Genomic DNA, 14,148 nt, shown 5'->3' with positions numbered 1-14,148 from the left:
TCACCACCACAGGTATCCGACTTATGACCGCGGCTGAAAACAACCATGTGAACTGGCTGGTGGAACAATCGATGCTCCACGCGGCCCGCCAGCGCGCCAAGCTCTATTCGGGCCAGGGCCGGTTGTGGCAGCAGCCTTACGCGCAGACCCGGCCTCGGGATGCTTCGGCGTTGTCGTCGGTATGGTTTACCGCCTACCCGGCGTCAATCGTGACCCGAGAAGGCGGTACGGTGTTGGAGGCGTTGGGGGATGAGGCGCTGTGGCATGCCTTGTCGAAGATCGGCATCCAGGGCATCCATAACGGCCCGCTGAAAAAATCCGGCGGTTTGAGCGGTATGCAGCACACGCCGACCATCGACGGCAATTTTGACCGCATCAGTTTCGAGATCGACCCGCAACTGGGCACCGAGGCGCAGTTGCAGGCGTTGACGCGCATGGCGGCGGCGCACAATGCGGTGATCATCGACGATGTGATCCCGTCCCACACCGGCAAGGGCGCAGATTTCCGCCTGGCCGAGATGGCGTACGAGGACTACCCCGGCCTGTACCACATGGTGGAAATCCGTGAAGAAGACTGGCCGTTGCTGCCCGACGTCGCCGAAGGGCGCGATGCGCAGAACCTCAGCCCGGTGCAGGTCGATGCATTGCGCGACAAACACTACATCGTCGGCCAGTTGCAGCGGGTGATCTTCTTCGAGCCCGGCGTCAAGGAAACCGACTGGAGCGCCACGGACGTGGTGCTGGGCGTGGATGGCAAGCCGCGTCGCTGGGTGTACCTGCATTACTTCAAGGAAGGCCAGCCATCGCTGAACTGGCTGGACCCGACTTTCGCCGCGCAGCAGATGATCATCGGTGATGCGCTGCATGCCATCGACGTGATGGGCGCGAAGATCCTGCGCCTGGACGCCAACGGTTTCCTCGGCGTGGAGCGCAAGCTGGACGGCACGGCCTGGTCCGAGAGCCATCCGCTGTCGATCACCGGCAACCAGTTGCTGGGCGGGGCGATTCGCAAGGCCGGCGGTTTCAGTTTCCAGGAACTGAACCTCACCGTGGACGACATCGCGTCCATGTCCCATGGCGGTGCCGACCTGTCCTATGACTTCATCACCCGTCCCGCCTACCAGCACGCGTTGCTGATGGGCGACGCCGAGTTCCTGCGCCTGATGCTGCGCGAGATGCACCGCCAGGGCATCGACCCCGGCTCGCTGATCCACGCGTTGCAGAACCACGATGAACTGACCCTGGAACTGGTGCACTTCTGGACCCTGCATGCCCATGACACTTTCCTGTACCAGGGCCAGACCTTTCCCGGGAACATTCTGCGCGAGCATATTCGCGAACAGATGTACGAGCGCCTGGCGGGTGAACATGCGCCGTACAACCTCAAGTTCGTCACCAACGGTGTGTCCTGCACTACCGTCAGTATCATCACGGCGGCGCTGGGGATTCGCGACCTGGATGCCATCACCCAAGCGGATACCCAGCAGATTCGCCAGATCCATTTGTTGTTGGTGATGTACAACGCCATGCAACCGGGGGTGTTTGCCTTGTCGGGCTGGGACCTGGTGGGGGCGCTGCCGCTGGCGGCGGAAGAGGTCGAGCACTTGATGCAGGACGGCGATACGCGCTGGATTCATCGCGGTGCTTATGACCTGGTGGATTTGAACCCGGATGCCGAATTGTCCGCCGGCCAGATGCCGCGCTCGAAAAGCTTGTATGGCAGCCTCAACAGCCAGTTGCAGGACCCCGAGTCGTTTGCTTCGCAACTGCAAAAAATCCTAGCGGTGCGCCGTGCCTACGACATTGCGGCCAGCCGCCAGATCCAGGTGCCGGAGGTGCAGAACCCGGGGTTGCTGGTGATGGTCCACGAATTGCCCGCCGGCAAAGGCATACAAATCACCGCGTTGAACTTTGGTGCCACGCCGATCACTGAGACCCTGTACTTACCGGATATTGGTGCGGGGATGGTGGTGGATATCATCAACGAGCGGGTCGAAGGCGATCTGACGGCGGAGGGTGAGTTTACGATCACGCTGGATGCCTATGAGGGCCTGGCGCTGCGGGTGGTGAGCAACTCGCCCCTGTAATTGTAGGAGCGAGCTTGCTCGCGAAGAACGTCAACGATAACGCGTGCAGCCTGAATGCACGCGGTGCCTTTGAGGTCTTCGCGAGCAAGCTCGCTCCTACAGGTTGCAGGTAACTCAGTACAGCTGCGGCACGATAAGCTCCGGCGGCGTAGGGCTGCGGGAATAATCTTCCTGCCTCACGCGTTGCGGCAACTCGATCACCGGCAGCTGCACTTCTTCATAGGGCATCTGCCCGAGCAAATGGTGGATGCAGTTGAGGCGGGCCTTCTTCTTGTCATCGGCTTGCACCACCCACCATGGCGCTTCAGCGATGTGGGTGCGTTCGAGCATGATTTCCTTGGCCTTGGTATAGGCTTCCCAGCGCCGACGGGATTCCAGGTCCATAGGGCTGAGTTTCCACTGCTTGAGCGGGTCGTGAATGCGGCTGAGAAAGCGCAGGTGCTGTTCCTGGTCGGAAATCGAAAACCAGTATTTGATCAACTGGATGCCGGAGCGGGCCAGCATGCGCTCGAACTCCGGCACGCTGCGGAAGAACTCTTCGTACTGGTCGGCGTTGCAGAACCCCATGACCTGCTCGACGCCGGCGCGGTTGTACCAACTGCGGTCGAACAGCACGATTTCGCCGGCGGCCGGCAGGTGTGAGACGTAGCGCTGGAAGTACCACTGGGTCTGTTCGCGGTCGTTCGGCGCGGGCAGGGCGGCCACCCGGCAGACCCTGGGGTTCAGACGTTGCGTGATGCGCTTGATCACACCGCCTTTGCCGGCGGCATCCCGCCCTTCGAACAGGATCACCACCTTGTGGCCGGTCTTGACCACCCAGCTTTGCAACTTCACCAGCTCGCCTTGCAGGCGGAACAGTTCGCTGAAATAAATCCTGCGCGCCGCTTTCTCGCTGCTTTCACCGACGTGTTCGTCAAACAGCGCGTTAAGGTCGTGACCGTCTTCGGACAATTCCAGTTCCAGCTCTTCGTCGCTGTGGTCCAGCAGTTCACGGTGGATGCGTTGCATCAAGGCGTCTTCGATTGAGGACATGGACGGAACTCGCGTGGTGGGAGATGGCAAAGTCTTAGTCTCAATTTGTTACGAACCAATGACGTCAAAATGCCTGATTGCGGTGGGAGAGGGGGACAACCAGGCGTTTTGCCACTCCACGTTCATAAAACCGTAACAAGATTGTTGCAGAGTTCTCCAGCCCGTAATTCACAAGGATTTTCCTGAATGAAACGTCTGATGAAGTCTGCTGCACTCGCCGTTGCGGTTTCTCTCAGTGCCACCTCGGTGTTTGCTGCCGAGAGCATCCGTCTGACTGGTTCCGGTGCGAGTTTCCCTGCGCCGATCTACCTCACCTGGTTCAAGGATTTCAGCAAGAAAACCGAGGGCGTTACCGTTGACTACCAATCCAAGGGTAGTGGCGCAGGTGTACAGGACTTCCTGAACAAAACCGTCGATTTCGCCGCCAGCGACTCGGCCATGAAGGACGAAGACATCGCCAAGGTGGCCGAAGGCGTGCAACTGCTGCCGATGACCGCGGGTGAAATCGTGCTGGCCTTCAACCTGCCGGGCAACCCTAAAGAGCTCAAGTTGCCTCGCGACGTGTACTCCAACATCTTCCTGGGCAAGATCACCAAGTGGAACGATCCGAAGATCGCCGCCGCCAACCCAGGCCTGAAACTGCCAGAGCTGCCGATCACCGTGGTGGTGCGTGCAGACTCCAGCGGCACCACAGCGGTATTCACCAAGCACCTGTCGGCGATCAACCCTGAGTTCCAGAAAGACCTGGGCGAAGGCAACACCGTCAACTGGCCTGCCAGCGACAAGTTCATCAAATCGCCGAAGAACGACGGCGTGACCGCCACCGTACGCCAGACCCCGGGCGCCATCGGTTATATCGAATACGGTTTCGCCAAACTGGCCAAGGTTGACTTTGCCCAGCTGCAGAACAAGGCCGGCAAGTATGTGGTACCAAACGCCGAAAGCGGTGCAGAAGCCCTGGCTGCGGTGAAAATGCCGGAAAGCCTGGTGGCCTGGCTGCCGGATCCGGATGGCGCCAAGTCCTACCCGATCACCTCCTACACCTGGATGATCTTCCGCAAGGACAACGGCAACCCGGCCAAGGCCAAGGCCATGCGTGAAATGGTCGAGTACAGCCTGACCGAAGGCCAGAAAATCGCCGACTCGATGGGCTACATCCCGCTGCCTAAATCGGTAGTCGACCAGGTTCGCAAAGCTTCCGCCAACATCCAGTAAGGCTCGCCACGCCACTCCCGGCATGGGCTGTCAGCCATGTCGGGAGCGATCCCCCCTTGTTCCGGAATCAACCAATGAACAAACCCTTTGTCGTACCGGTCAACCCGGATTCTGCGTGCCAGCCACCCTCTACCAAGGATTTCGTGGTTGACCGCACCTTCCGTGCGCTTGCACGCATAGGCGTGGTGTTGGTGCTGGCGCTGGTCTTCGCGCTGGTCTTCGAAGTAGGGCGCAAGGCACTTCCCGGCATGGAAAAGCACGGTTTCGATGTGCTGTTCGGCAGTGTCTGGGACGTTAACCAAGGCAAGTACGGCATTTTGCCAGCTATTTGGGGCACGCTTTACAGCGCCCTTATCGCGTTGCTGATCGCGGGTTTCTTCGGCGTCAGCATGGCGATTTTTCTCACCCAGGATTTCCTGCCAGCCAAACTGGCGGCGGTGTTCCGCACCATCGTCGAATTGCTCGCGGCCATCCCCAGCGTGGTCTACGGCCTGTGGGGCATCTACGTGGTGATCCCGGCCATCCGCCCGCTCACCGCGTGGCTGAACAGCGAACTGGGCTGGATTCCTTTTTTCGGCACGTCCCTCAGCGGGCCGGGCCTGTTACCGGCCGCGTTGGTGCTGGCGATCATGATTCTGCCGACCATCGCTGCCGTTTCCCAGGACGCCCTCACGGGTGTACCGATGAAAACCAAGCAAGCCGCCTACGGCATGGGCACCACTCATTGGGAAGCGATCCTCAAGGTGATGGTGCCGTCCGCTGCGACTGGCATTTTCGGTTCGCTGGTGCTGGGTCTCGGTCGTGCCCTGGGTGAAACCATGGCCCTGGCCATGCTGGTCGGTAACGCCAACAACATCTCGCTGTCGCTGTTTGCTCCGGCCAACACCCTCGCGGCCTTGTTGGCGCTGAACTTCCCCGAAGCCGGGCCCAACGAGATCGAAGTGTTGATGTATGCCGCCCTGGTGCTGATGTTCATCACGCTGCTGGTGAACATCATCGGTTCGATGATCATGGTCTACGCCCAGCGGGGGACTAAATAATGACTGACCTTTCTACGCCGATGACGGCCATGCCGAGCCTACAGCGCCGGTTCGAAGGCCGTGCCCTGCGCAGCCTGGTGCTGACCACCCTGGTGTGGTTTGGCGCGCTGCTGGCCAGCGTGCCGCTGATTTCCGTGCTCTACATGCTGATCACCCGTGGCGGTGCGCGCCTGAGCCTGGAGGTGTTCACCGAACTGCCACCTACCGGTTTCGAGACTGGAGGCGGTTTTGGTAATGCCATGGCCGGTACCTTCGTGATGGTCGGTATTGCCGCCGCCATCGCGGTGCCGGTCGGCATCCTGGCGGCGATTTTCCTCGCGGAATTGGGGCCGGACAGCAAGCTGGCGAACGCCTCGCGCTTTGCCGCCAAGATGCTCACCGGCTTGCCATCGATCCTGGCGGGCGTGTTCGCCTACGCCCTGGTGGTGATGACCACCGGCACATACTCGGCCCCGGCCGGTGGCGTGGCATTGGCCGTGCTGATGCTGCCGATCGTGGTGCTGACGGCGGAAGAGTCGATGAAGATGGTGCCCAAGATCATGAAGGACGCCGCCTACGGCATGGGCTGCACCCGCTCGCAGGTGATCTGGAAAATCGTCTTGCCCACCGGCATGCCCGCGATCCTCACAGGCGTCATGCTCGCCGTGGCCCGCGCCGCCGGCGAAACCGCGCCGCTGTTGTTCACCGCGCTGTTCAGCAACTACTGGATCTACCACGACGGCAGCCTGGCGGTGATGAATCCGACGGCGTCCTTGGCCGTGCTGATCTACAACTTCTCCGGCATGCCGTTCGACAACCAGCTGGAGCTCGCCTGGGCGGCTTCGTTGGTGCTGGTGATGATCGTGCTGGTCGTGAATATCGTGAGCCGTATTTTCGGCAAGCCCAAGTACTAAGAACGGGAGCATCTGAATTTTGAACATGTCAACTGCGCAAGTAGCCGCTCCGTTTATCACCCAGTCGCCTGTGGTCATGGACTGCAAGCTGGACAAGATTTTCTACGGCAATTTCATGGCGGTGCGTGACAGCCATGTGCCGATCGAGAAAAACAAGATCACCGGCTTCATCGGCCCGTCCGGCTGCGGCAAGTCCACGGTGCTGCGTAGCCTCAACCGCATGAACGACCTGGTGAAGGGCTTCCGTTTCGAAGGCCATGTGCACTTCCTCGGCCAGGACGTGTACGGCAAGGGCGTTGACCCGGTGGTCGTGCGCCGTTACATCGGCATGGTATTCCAGCAGCCGAACCCGTTCTCGATGAGTATTTTCGACAACGTGGCCTTTGGCCTGCGCCTGAACCGCTACAAAGGCGACCTCGGCGACCGCGTCAAGCACGCCCTGCAAGGCGCTGCGTTGTGGGATGAGGTCAAGGACAAGCTCAAGGTCAGCGGCCTGTCGCTGTCCGGCGGCCAGCAGCAACGCCTGTGCATCGCCCGCGCCATCGCCACCGAGCCGGAAGTGCTGCTGCTGGACGAACCCTGCTCGGCACTCGACCCGATTGCCACGCGCCGGGTGGAAGAGCTGATGGTCGAGTTGAAGAAGGACTACACCATCGCCCTGGTCACCCACAACATGCAGCAGGCGATCCGTGTGGCCGATACCACCGCGTTTTTCTCGGTGGACATCTCCCAGGGCACCCGTACCGGGTACCTGGTGGAAATGGGCGCGACCACGCAGATCTTCGAAAACCCGCGCGAACAAATGACCGGGGACTACATCAGCGGCAAGTTCAGCTGACCCGCCATTCATCGTTTTTCAGGATTGCCAATGACTGCAACACGTCGTCTTGATTTGCTCGCCATCGAACGCGCCCTGCGTGAGGTCCAGAGCCGTTTTGCCCAGCTCAGCCGGGACTTTACCGAGCCACGCGACCCGCTGACGGACGAAGTGCTGCAGAATGTGCTTGAAGGCTACGCCCTGATTGACGACTATGTGGCGCGCGGTGTCGATCTGTTCGACCTTCAGCAGCTGAACCTGATGCTGGAGATCAACGCCACCGTGCTGTGCGGCACGGACCCGGTACGCAGGCGTGAATACGCCCAGCACCTGGCGGCCACCGAAGTGCATTTTTTCAATAATGTCGAAGGTGGCATCAAGGATTTGTACAACTGGTACTGCAAGCACCACAGCGAGTCGGTGTGGAAGCGCGCAGCCGGGGTGTATGTGCGGGTGCTCAGCAAGCCGCAGTTGTTCATTGAAGGCAACCACCGCAGTGGCTCGCTGATCGTCAGCTACCTGTTGATGCGCGAGGGGTTGGCGCCGTTCGTGTTGACGCTGGACAACGCCGAGGGCTATTTCAACCCGTCTTCGGTCATACGCAACTCCGCCAAGCATGGCGTAATGGCCTTGTACGAATTGCCCAAGATCAAGAAAAAATATGCCGCGTTCCTGGAAGATAAGGCCCCTGATCCAATGGAGTTTTTCCTGAGCGACACACCTGTGCCTGTGTATCAGGGAAATCAATGATGGGAAGGTACCCAGTGCTCGACACAATCAAGCGGGTGTTCAAGCGTCAACGCATCCGTATCTCGTTCGATATCGATGACACGCTGGCCTGCCAGCTGCACCACAGCGCGACCGAACACAGCCGCTTGCCGGCGTGTGTGCACCGTTGGCTGGGTGAGCCGCTGCGCAGCGGCACCCGCAAGCTGACCCGCGAGCTGCGCCGCCAGGGCTGCAGCGTGTGGGTCTACACCTCGTCGGGCCGCACGCCGTCGTACATCCGTCGTTGGTTGCTGCTGTATGGCATCCATGTGGATGGCGTGGTCAACAGCGTGCGACACAACCAGGCTCTCACCGAGCGTGGGCTGACGAGCACACCGTCGAAATTCCCGCCTGCCTTCGATATCGACTTGCATGTCGATGATTCCGAGGGCGTGCAGCTTGAAGGCGTCGACCATGGTTTTCGCGTGGTAGTCGTCGACCCGGAAGACGAGCAGTGGGCGCAACGGGTGCTGGATGCGGTTGCGCAGGTCCAGGCGCAGCTTGCCCGGCAGCAACCGCAGCGGCACAAGGTGCCGGTGCGGGCGTATCCGGGGTTGACGCTCAACGGTTGACACAAAGGGAGCGACTGAGTGATCAGTCGCTCCCTTTTTCTTACTGGGCGCTCAACGCCCCAAGAAACTCGGTATGGCGCAACACCTTCGAAAACATCGGCAGCGTGAAGTTTTCGGCGGCCTTTTGTTGTTCGTCGGTGAAGGTGGCGGTGCAGTCGCTCAAGGTCACCACGTTGTAACCCTTCTCATAACCTGACCGCACCGTGCCCTCGACACAGCAATTGGTCAGGAACCCGGCCACCACCAGGTTCTGGACACCATTGTTGCGCAGCACCAGATCCAGGCCCGTGGTGGTAAAACCATCCAGCCCGCGCTTGCCTTCCACGAGAATATCCCCGGGTTCACGGGTAATCGCCTCGCTGATTTCGGCCCCCCAACTGCCGGTACGAAACGCGCTGCCGTCGGCTACACCTTTGAGAATCCCATAGTCGCGCAATGCCAGCTCCGGATAGCCTTCGGCGAACTGGATGGGCAGGTGAATGATCTTTACGCCCAGTGTGCGCGCTTGTTGCACGGTGGTGGCGGTGTTGGCCAGCATGTCGGACTGATGCATCACGTCTTTGACCGCGTCATGGAACACACCACCCGGGGTGGTGAAGTCGTTCTGGAATTCGATCAGGACAAGGGCGGTGGCGTTGGGATTCATCTCGAGTCTCCGATAAGGGGGATCACTGCGGGTATTCAGCTACCAGCCGCCGGGGAACCAGAGGCGGGCGAGCCTGACGTCTCGGATCAGGAACATCGCCTTAGCATAGTCGGCTTCAACATCAATGGGCAGCGACCCGCAGGCTCGTCAGGAAAGGCTGATGGTTCAGTAGGAATACAAGGCCTACAGTGTTAGATTCTTCGGGCTTCTCACCCCACAAGGACAGTGCAATGACCCGCTATTTCAAACATCCGGACAGTGACCAGGTTGAAGAGGTCGACGCCTTTCAGGTCCTGGCCGTATTGTTTCTCGGCCCTCTCTACCTGCTCTTCGCGGGCCTTTGGCGCCACTTGCTGATCTGGGGGGCCGCCCTCGGACTGGGCCTCTTGGCAGGCCCGCCCTGGGCGGCAATACCGATTGCAGTATTGCCCATCATCTACTGTTTCCTGATACGTAAAATCGTGGCAGGTGAGTATCTGAAGAAGGGCTGGGTCGAGGTGCCCGATCCAGCGCTGGCGCTCAAGAAGCCTGCGCCAGACGCTGCGTCTGTTACAGAGTAGCTACGTCAAAGTCGCCTTCGCCGGCCTTTTGAAGGATGAAGTCCGAATATACCGGCCCAGTTTCCACAGGCCGCTACCCAGAGCGGCCAAGGCAACGGCTACGAGCAAGTCGACCACCCCTTCGCCAATCTGCTCCGGCCTCACAAATCGGGAGAGCATCTTCACCGACGCAGTGACGATCAGGTAGACGGTCAATATCCAAAACACGGCAGACGTCGCGTAGACCGGTATCGACAGGGTTGTGCGTAGCCAGGTGGGGGAGTTGTGCATCAGCGATGACTTCCTTGTTGGGCTGAAGAGTCAGAGAGTCGTGGCAATAACCTGGGCCAACTGCATGTCAGACATTAGGGGCGCAGTGTAGTTTGAACGGTAGTAGCGCGATGCCTGTTCAAACTGCGCCCCACGGATCTCTCCCCCTGATCCGATATACGCAAGTGCATCGCTTCTGGAGGATTTGAACAGGTCAGGAATAGCGGAGGTTAACGCCAAGGCGCCGGAGGTCAGCACAAACGGAGCGACCGACGTGAGCATCAGCGCGGCCTGAAACGGGTTGTTGTTCTCGGCGGCCACGACTGAGTTGCCGAGCAATGCCAGGGCAATGATTGTAAGTGCCTTGCGTGAGTCCATTCTGCGATGTGTCCATTCCGTTGGGTGCGTCACAGTACCAGAGCGGGCGGGTTGCCGAGCAACAGGTCTCTTGGACTGGCTTCCAAAAGCTAATCTAGATCACTGATCTAACAAGCTTTTTTCATCCGTCCAGTTGTGCGATAAAGCTGTCTTGCGACCTTGCATCGAGGCGAAGGGATCTATATATTCCCAACCCTGCAACACGCGCTGCCGCCCGAATGGCGAAACTGGTAGACGCATGGGACTTAAAATCCCCCGCTCGTAAGGGCGTCCCGGTTCGATTCCGGGTTCGGGCACCATAGATATCAAGGGCTTGCCGGGGAAACCTGACGCAGGCCCTTATCTTTTTTAAGAACAAAAAAAGCCCCGGATCATCCGGGGCTTTTTTGCATGTGCGGCTTATACAAACGGCTGACCACTAAACCCCCGTGGCAAACGCTGCAACCCTGGCAAGTCCGTCAACCGTTGTGTCCATGCACTGCGCCAGTCGACGGCGGTGTGGCTCTTGGCCTTGCGATTGGCACGGCGGGCGGCATTGCGCTGGGTGCGGCGCGCTTCCTTGTAGGCTTCGGTATTGCGGCAGGTACGGCATTTGACCCGGTTCAGCTCGGTGCTGGAAGGCAGGTTGTTGCCGTGGTGACCACAGGCGAGGTGGCCGGCGACCTTGAAGTGAATGACCATGTAAGCGTCTCCTTCTTGGGGGTACGCGCATCGGTAGACCCACGATGCACGCGGGGAGGGCGGGGTAGTAAAACCCCGGCACCTAAGGTTACGACCCCAGGTGCAGCTCAGCGTTCGGTTGGGAGTATGGCCTGTTCAAGGTCGAGGTCGGACGTTAACCTGCCACCCACCCCATCCATGAAAGGAAGTGATGATGAGTGCCGACACCCTGCCGCAAGAGGGTAGCTGCCGTTGTGAACATGTACGTTTCAGCGTGAGTGCCGCCCCAGTGATCACCATGGCCTGTCACTGCACCGGTTGCCAGAAGATGTCCTCCAGCGCGTTCTCCCTGAGCGCGTTGATTCCCGCCAGCGGTTTTACGGTGACCCAGGGCTGCCCGGTGATCGGCGGCCTGCAGGGCGCGGACCGGCATTACTTTTGCCCGCACTGCATGAGTTGGCTGTTCACCCGTCCCCATGGCATCGATGAGTTCGTCAACGTGCGTGCGACTTTGCTGCATAACGCCAGTGCTTACGTACCGTTCATGGAAACCTGGACCTGCGAGAAACTGGCTTGGGTGTCCACGCCCGCCGTTGAAAGTTTTGCGCAATTGCCCGAACCTCAGGAGTTCCCGCGCTTGCTGCAGGCGTACGCTGAGTTCAGTCGATCAGCGCCAGCAAATCCGTAGTGCCCACATCCAGCCCGACTTGGGACAGCAGCGTGGTGGCCTGGCCCCGGTGATGGGTCTGGTGATTGAAGAAATGCACCAGCAGGCCGAAGAACGGCTTGTCGGCTGCGACGCCGCGCATGTTGCTGTAGTGCAGGCGCTGATCCAGGTCGGGCTCGCGCACGGCGTGGGCCCAGTCGATGATCAGTTGGTCCAGCCAGGCGCGGTAGGTGGCCAGTTCGCGGATATCGGCAAATGCCAACTGCCTCAGGTCGAGCGGTGCGGCAATCGCCTCCAGCGGCGCCAGCGCTGTGTAGCCGGCGGGGTGCCGGGCAAAGCGCTTGAGCCAGACGGTGTCGCCCAGCGCCAAATGGTTCAGTGTGCCGAGGATCGAGCCGAAAAATGCCTGGCGATCCATCGACAACTGCGCGTCCGACAACGTGTTGGCCGCGTCGTAGAGCTTGCGGTTCATCCACTGGTTGTAGTTGGCCATCAATGCGATGTGTTCAATCCGGTTCACGTGGGTGGTCTCTCGAAGGCGCGGTGACAGGATGATAAGCCGTGCCCGCCCGGCGGTCATGGTGTTCCGGCAAGGCCGGGCTATGGTTGTTAGACGCCAACACTGCGCCCTGGGAGGGTAGCACCATGAACACCAGCGACTTACTGGAACAACTCTTGCGCGCCGGGCAAGGTGGCCGTGCCTCCACAGGCGGCCTCGGCGGGTTGCTGGGCGGCTTATTGAAAGGCACCAGCACCGGCAATGCTTCAACCGGTGGCGGCCTGGGTGACCTATTGGGTGGCCTTGGCGGCATGCTGGGCGGTGCGACGGGCGCTCGTCCTGCCCAAGGGCGCACAGGCGGGATGAATTATGCGGCACTGGCCTCCCTGGGCATGGCCGCATTCCAGGCCTATCAAGCCTGGCAACGCCAGCAGGCCAACGCACCGCAGCAAGCCTTCCAGACAGTAGACCAGCTTGACGGCCCCGCCGCCGAAGCCCACAGCCACGCCATATTGCGTGCCTTGATCGCGGCGGCCAAGGCAGACGGGCGCATCGATGAGCAAGAGCAGCAGTTGATCTCCAATGAGCTGGGCCGGCACACCGACGACCCGCAATTGCAACAGTGGCTCGACGCCGAAGTGGCCAAGCCGCTGGATGCCGCAGATTTCGCTGAGTTTGCCAGCGACCCGGCCGTGGCGGCCGAGGTGTACCTGGCCAGTGTGATGCTGGTGGACGATCAGCAGGACGCCGAACGCAATTACCTGGACGACCTGGCAGGGCAGTTGCAAATCGACCCGCAATTGCAACTGCACCTGGAACAACAAGCCAAGGCCTAGAAACGCAGCGTGGCGCCGGTGGTCAACCACTGCGCCCGATCGCCGATCAGGCTGCGACCGACCACCAGGTCCACGTCGACGAATTCGCCCAAATGCAACCGGGGCCCGGCCTGCCAGGCCTGGTCGCCGCCTTCCTGGCCGTAGCGTTCGGCGATCAGCGTCAGCAACGGCGCCACCTGGTATTCAAAACCGGTGCCCCAGGTCAGGCGGTGTTTCTGGTCACCATCGTTGTAGGCATGGGACCAGCCGGCATTCAGGTTCAGCCGCAGGGGTGTCAGCGGTTGCCAGGTCAACGGGATATTGAAGTCCGCGCCATCAAACCCGTGATGACGATCCAGGGCAAAGTGCGCGCCGGCGGACAGGGCCAGTTCCAGGCCCAGAGCCTCCCGCGACCACAGCTGGGCCTTGAGCTGCGGGTTCACCTGGGTTTCTCCCTTGTCTGTGCTGGTTGCACGCGACAGGGCCGCGCCCCATTGCACCGACGGCAGCGCGGCGAAGGTGCAGGCCGGTGACAGCGTTTCTGTATGCGTACTGCTGTCGTGGCGGTTGGCGGTGTACCAGGCATCGACGTTGCATTCGCCTGGCGCGTTGATCGCGCCGTCGTCGACCACATAAGAGCCGCCGGCCGCGTGGGCTTTTGACAGCAAGGCAATCGCCAACAGGATGCCCAGGGTCAGGCCGATGAAGATCAAATTGCGCTGCAACGCGCGGCGTTTGGCCGGTGGCAGCAGCAGTAACGTGTGGCGTGCACCGCGGTAGTGACGCGCACGGTATTTGGCGAACCCGTCCTGACGGGCTGGGGTGTGTTTTTTGTGCATGATGCACCTCGCATGAATTCAGCTTTCTACGGTCAGTACCGAAATGCCGCTGGCTTTGGCCTGGCACACCAGCTCGCTGGTGTCGTCCCCGCCGGGCAGGGCGATGACCACATCGGGGCGGCTGTCGGTCAGCATGAAATGGTTGCGCTGGCGTTCCGCCTGTTTGCCGTGGCGTTGCCAGTTGGGCGGGTAGCGCACCACATCGATGCCCAGTTCCCGTGCCCATTCCTCGATGTCACTGCCGAGGAATTGATTGCCGCCGTGGATCAATACCTGCACCGGGCGCAGGCGGTGGTAAGCGTCCAGCACCTGACGGGACATTTTGGTGTCGGCGTAATGACGACCTGCACAGATCAAGACGCGCATAGGGTGTTTCCTTGTAGTGCACGGTGGCGGCCGGGCGACCGCCAC

General features: G+C 60.6%; 18 protein-coding genes and 1 tRNA gene. 11 read left to right on the top strand and 8 right to left on the bottom strand.

What is annotated here, in order from left to right; translation table 11 throughout:
* Positions 1 to 23: 23 nt before the first annotated feature.
* Positions 24 to 2,087, top strand: coding sequence for a maltose alpha-D-glucosyltransferase (gene treS, locus BLR69_RS06625; RefSeq protein WP_071495522.1), 2,064 nt, complete (start codon positions 24 to 26; stop codon positions 2,085 to 2,087).
* Between the two features lie 114 nt (positions 2,088 to 2,201).
* Here treS and ppk2 read toward each other — a convergent pair whose 3' ends face one another.
* Positions 2,202 to 3,119, bottom strand: a complete 918-nt coding sequence (ppk2, locus tag BLR69_RS06620) for a polyphosphate kinase 2 (RefSeq protein ID WP_071495523.1) — start codon at positions 3,117 to 3,119, stop codon at positions 2,202 to 2,204.
* A 186-nt stretch (positions 3,120 to 3,305) separates the two neighbouring features.
* Between ppk2 and pstS the strand changes: the two genes are divergently transcribed.
* The 6 genes from pstS (at position 3,306) to BLR69_RS06590 (ending at position 8,424) form a co-directional block, all read left to right on the top strand.
* A complete protein-coding gene (gene pstS / locus BLR69_RS06615; protein ID WP_058427834.1) occupies positions 3,306 to 4,334 on the top strand; it encodes a phosphate ABC transporter substrate-binding protein PstS in 1,029 nt (342 codons plus the stop codon).
* Positions 4,335 to 4,408: 74 nt separating this feature from the next.
* A complete protein-coding gene (gene pstC, locus BLR69_RS06610; RefSeq protein WP_071495524.1) occupies positions 4,409 to 5,374 on the top strand; it encodes a phosphate ABC transporter permease subunit PstC in 966 nt (321 codons plus the stop codon).
* Positions 5,374 to 6,267, top strand: a complete 894-nt coding sequence (pstA, locus tag BLR69_RS06605) for a phosphate ABC transporter permease PstA (protein WP_058427836.1) — start codon at positions 5,374 to 5,376, stop codon at positions 6,265 to 6,267. Before pstC ends, pstA begins: the two co-directional genes overlap by 1 nt.
* Positions 6,268 to 6,343: 76 nt before the next feature.
* A complete protein-coding gene (pstB, locus tag BLR69_RS06600) occupies positions 6,344 to 7,105 on the top strand; it encodes a phosphate ABC transporter ATP-binding protein PstB (RefSeq protein ID WP_217649954.1) in 762 nt (253 codons plus the stop codon).
* A 30-nt stretch (positions 7,106 to 7,135) separates the two neighbouring features.
* Positions 7,136 to 7,834 (top strand): hypothetical protein, encoded by a 699-nt coding sequence (locus BLR69_RS06595; RefSeq protein WP_058427838.1) that lies wholly within the window; start codon positions 7,136 to 7,138, stop codon positions 7,832 to 7,834.
* Positions 7,834 to 8,424, top strand: coding sequence for a hypothetical protein (locus BLR69_RS06590; protein WP_058427839.1), 591 nt, complete (start codon positions 7,834 to 7,836; stop codon positions 8,422 to 8,424). Before BLR69_RS06595 ends, BLR69_RS06590 begins: the two co-directional genes overlap by 1 nt.
* 40 nt (positions 8,425 to 8,464) lie before the next feature.
* Here the strand turns inward: BLR69_RS06590 and BLR69_RS06585 are convergent, their stop codons facing one another.
* On the bottom strand, positions 8,465 to 9,070 hold the full coding sequence (locus tag BLR69_RS06585; RefSeq protein ID WP_071495525.1) for a cysteine hydrolase: 606 nt from the start codon (positions 9,068 to 9,070) through the stop codon (positions 8,465 to 8,467).
* A gap of 230 nt (positions 9,071 to 9,300) precedes the next feature.
* Here BLR69_RS06585 and BLR69_RS06580 point away from each other — a divergent pair, with 230 nt between their 5' ends.
* On the top strand, positions 9,301 to 9,630 hold the full coding sequence (locus BLR69_RS06580) for a hypothetical protein (protein ID WP_058427841.1): 330 nt from the start codon (positions 9,301 to 9,303) through the stop codon (positions 9,628 to 9,630).
* Here BLR69_RS06580 and BLR69_RS06575 read toward each other — a convergent pair whose 3' ends face one another.
* Together BLR69_RS06575 and BLR69_RS06570 are read right to left on the bottom strand one after the other, a co-directional pair.
* On the bottom strand, positions 9,631 to 9,900 hold the full coding sequence (locus BLR69_RS06575) for a hypothetical protein (protein ID WP_071495526.1): 270 nt from the start codon (positions 9,898 to 9,900) through the stop codon (positions 9,631 to 9,633).
* Between the two features lie 30 nt (positions 9,901 to 9,930).
* Entirely contained in the window at positions 9,931 to 10,257 is a 327-nt protein-coding gene (locus BLR69_RS06570) for a DUF2388 domain-containing protein (protein ID WP_071495527.1), read from the bottom strand.
* Between the two features lie 212 nt (positions 10,258 to 10,469).
* On the opposite strand from BLR69_RS06570, the gene BLR69_RS06565 reads away from it, so the two are divergent.
* Positions 10,470 to 10,556: transfer RNA gene (locus BLR69_RS06565), tRNA-Leu, on the top strand.
* Positions 10,557 to 10,656: 100 nt separating this feature from the next.
* Here the strand turns inward: BLR69_RS06565 and BLR69_RS06560 are convergent.
* Positions 10,657 to 10,938 carry a hypothetical protein gene (locus BLR69_RS06560; RefSeq protein ID WP_071495528.1) on the bottom strand — a complete coding sequence of 94 codons (282 nt, stop codon included), beginning with the start codon at positions 10,936 to 10,938 and terminating at the stop codon, positions 10,657 to 10,659.
* Positions 10,939 to 11,131: 193 nt separating this feature from the next.
* On the opposite strand from BLR69_RS06560, the gene BLR69_RS06555 reads away from it, so the two are divergent.
* Entirely contained in the window at positions 11,132 to 11,605 is a 474-nt protein-coding gene (locus tag BLR69_RS06555) for a GFA family protein (RefSeq protein WP_071495529.1), read from the top strand.
* Here the strand turns inward: BLR69_RS06555 and BLR69_RS06550 are convergent.
* Entirely contained in the window at positions 11,577 to 12,104 is a 528-nt protein-coding gene (locus BLR69_RS06550; protein ID WP_071495835.1) for a DinB family protein, read from the bottom strand. The two genes, BLR69_RS06555 and BLR69_RS06550, sit on opposite strands and share 29 nt — an antisense overlap.
* A 125-nt stretch (positions 12,105 to 12,229) precedes the next feature.
* Between BLR69_RS06550 and BLR69_RS06545 the strand changes: the two genes are divergently transcribed.
* Positions 12,230 to 12,919: a tellurite resistance TerB family protein gene (locus BLR69_RS06545; RefSeq protein ID WP_071495530.1), complete on the top strand. Its 690-nt coding sequence runs from the start codon at positions 12,230 to 12,232 to the stop codon at positions 12,917 to 12,919.
* On the opposite strand, the gene BLR69_RS06540 is transcribed toward BLR69_RS06545, so the two are convergent.
* Positions 12,916 to 13,737, bottom strand: a complete 822-nt coding sequence (locus BLR69_RS06540) for a hypothetical protein (protein ID WP_071495531.1) — start codon at positions 13,735 to 13,737, stop codon at positions 12,916 to 12,918. The genes BLR69_RS06545 and BLR69_RS06540 overlap by 4 nt on opposite strands.
* 18 nt (positions 13,738 to 13,755) lie before the next feature.
* Positions 13,756 to 14,103 carry a DUF2493 domain-containing protein gene (locus BLR69_RS06535; protein ID WP_071495532.1) on the bottom strand — a complete coding sequence of 116 codons (348 nt, stop codon included), beginning with the start codon at positions 14,101 to 14,103 and terminating at the stop codon, positions 13,756 to 13,758.
* Positions 14,104 to 14,148 lie beyond the last annotated feature (45 nt).

This window comes from Pseudomonas azotoformans (assembly GCF_900103345.1).
GTDB lineage: Bacteria > Pseudomonadota > Gammaproteobacteria > Pseudomonadales > Pseudomonadaceae > Aquipseudomonas > Aquipseudomonas azotoformans.
This window is presented reverse-complemented; position numbering and strand designations above follow the sequence as displayed.

Coding starts and splice junctions, on each gene's coding strand:
- treS (WP_071495522.1), top strand. CDS start 24: ATGACCGCGGCTGAAAACAACCATGTGAACTGGCTGGTGGAACAATCG.
- ppk2 (WP_071495523.1), bottom strand. CDS start 3,119: ATGTCCTCAATCGAAGACGCCTTGATGCAACGCATCCACCGTGAACTG.
- pstS (WP_058427834.1), top strand. CDS start 3,306: ATGAAACGTCTGATGAAGTCTGCTGCACTCGCCGTTGCGGTTTCTCTC.
- pstC (WP_071495524.1), top strand. CDS start 4,409: ATGAACAAACCCTTTGTCGTACCGGTCAACCCGGATTCTGCGTGCCAG.
- pstA (WP_058427836.1), top strand. CDS start 5,374: ATGACTGACCTTTCTACGCCGATGACGGCCATGCCGAGCCTACAGCGC.
- pstB (WP_217649954.1), top strand. CDS start 6,344: ATGGACTGCAAGCTGGACAAGATTTTCTACGGCAATTTCATGGCGGTG.
- BLR69_RS06595 (WP_058427838.1), top strand. CDS start 7,136: ATGACTGCAACACGTCGTCTTGATTTGCTCGCCATCGAACGCGCCCTG.
- BLR69_RS06590 (WP_058427839.1), top strand. CDS start 7,834: ATGGGAAGGTACCCAGTGCTCGACACAATCAAGCGGGTGTTCAAGCGT.
- BLR69_RS06585 (WP_071495525.1), bottom strand. CDS start 9,070: ATGAATCCCAACGCCACCGCCCTTGTCCTGATCGAATTCCAGAACGAC.
- BLR69_RS06580 (WP_058427841.1), top strand. CDS start 9,301: ATGACCCGCTATTTCAAACATCCGGACAGTGACCAGGTTGAAGAGGTC.
- BLR69_RS06575 (WP_071495526.1), bottom strand. CDS start 9,900: ATGCACAACTCCCCCACCTGGCTACGCACAACCCTGTCGATACCGGTC.
- BLR69_RS06570 (WP_071495527.1), bottom strand. CDS start 10,257: ATGGACTCACGCAAGGCACTTACAATCATTGCCCTGGCATTGCTCGGC.
- BLR69_RS06560 (WP_071495528.1), bottom strand. CDS start 10,938: ATGGTCATTCACTTCAAGGTCGCCGGCCACCTCGCCTGTGGTCACCAC.
- BLR69_RS06555 (WP_071495529.1), top strand. CDS start 11,132: ATGAGTGCCGACACCCTGCCGCAAGAGGGTAGCTGCCGTTGTGAACAT.
- BLR69_RS06545 (WP_071495530.1), top strand. CDS start 12,230: ATGAACACCAGCGACTTACTGGAACAACTCTTGCGCGCCGGGCAAGGT.
- BLR69_RS06540 (WP_071495531.1), bottom strand. CDS start 13,737: ATGCACAAAAAACACACCCCAGCCCGTCAGGACGGGTTCGCCAAATAC.
- BLR69_RS06535 (WP_071495532.1), bottom strand. CDS start 14,103: ATGCGCGTCTTGATCTGTGCAGGTCGTCATTACGCCGACACCAAAATG.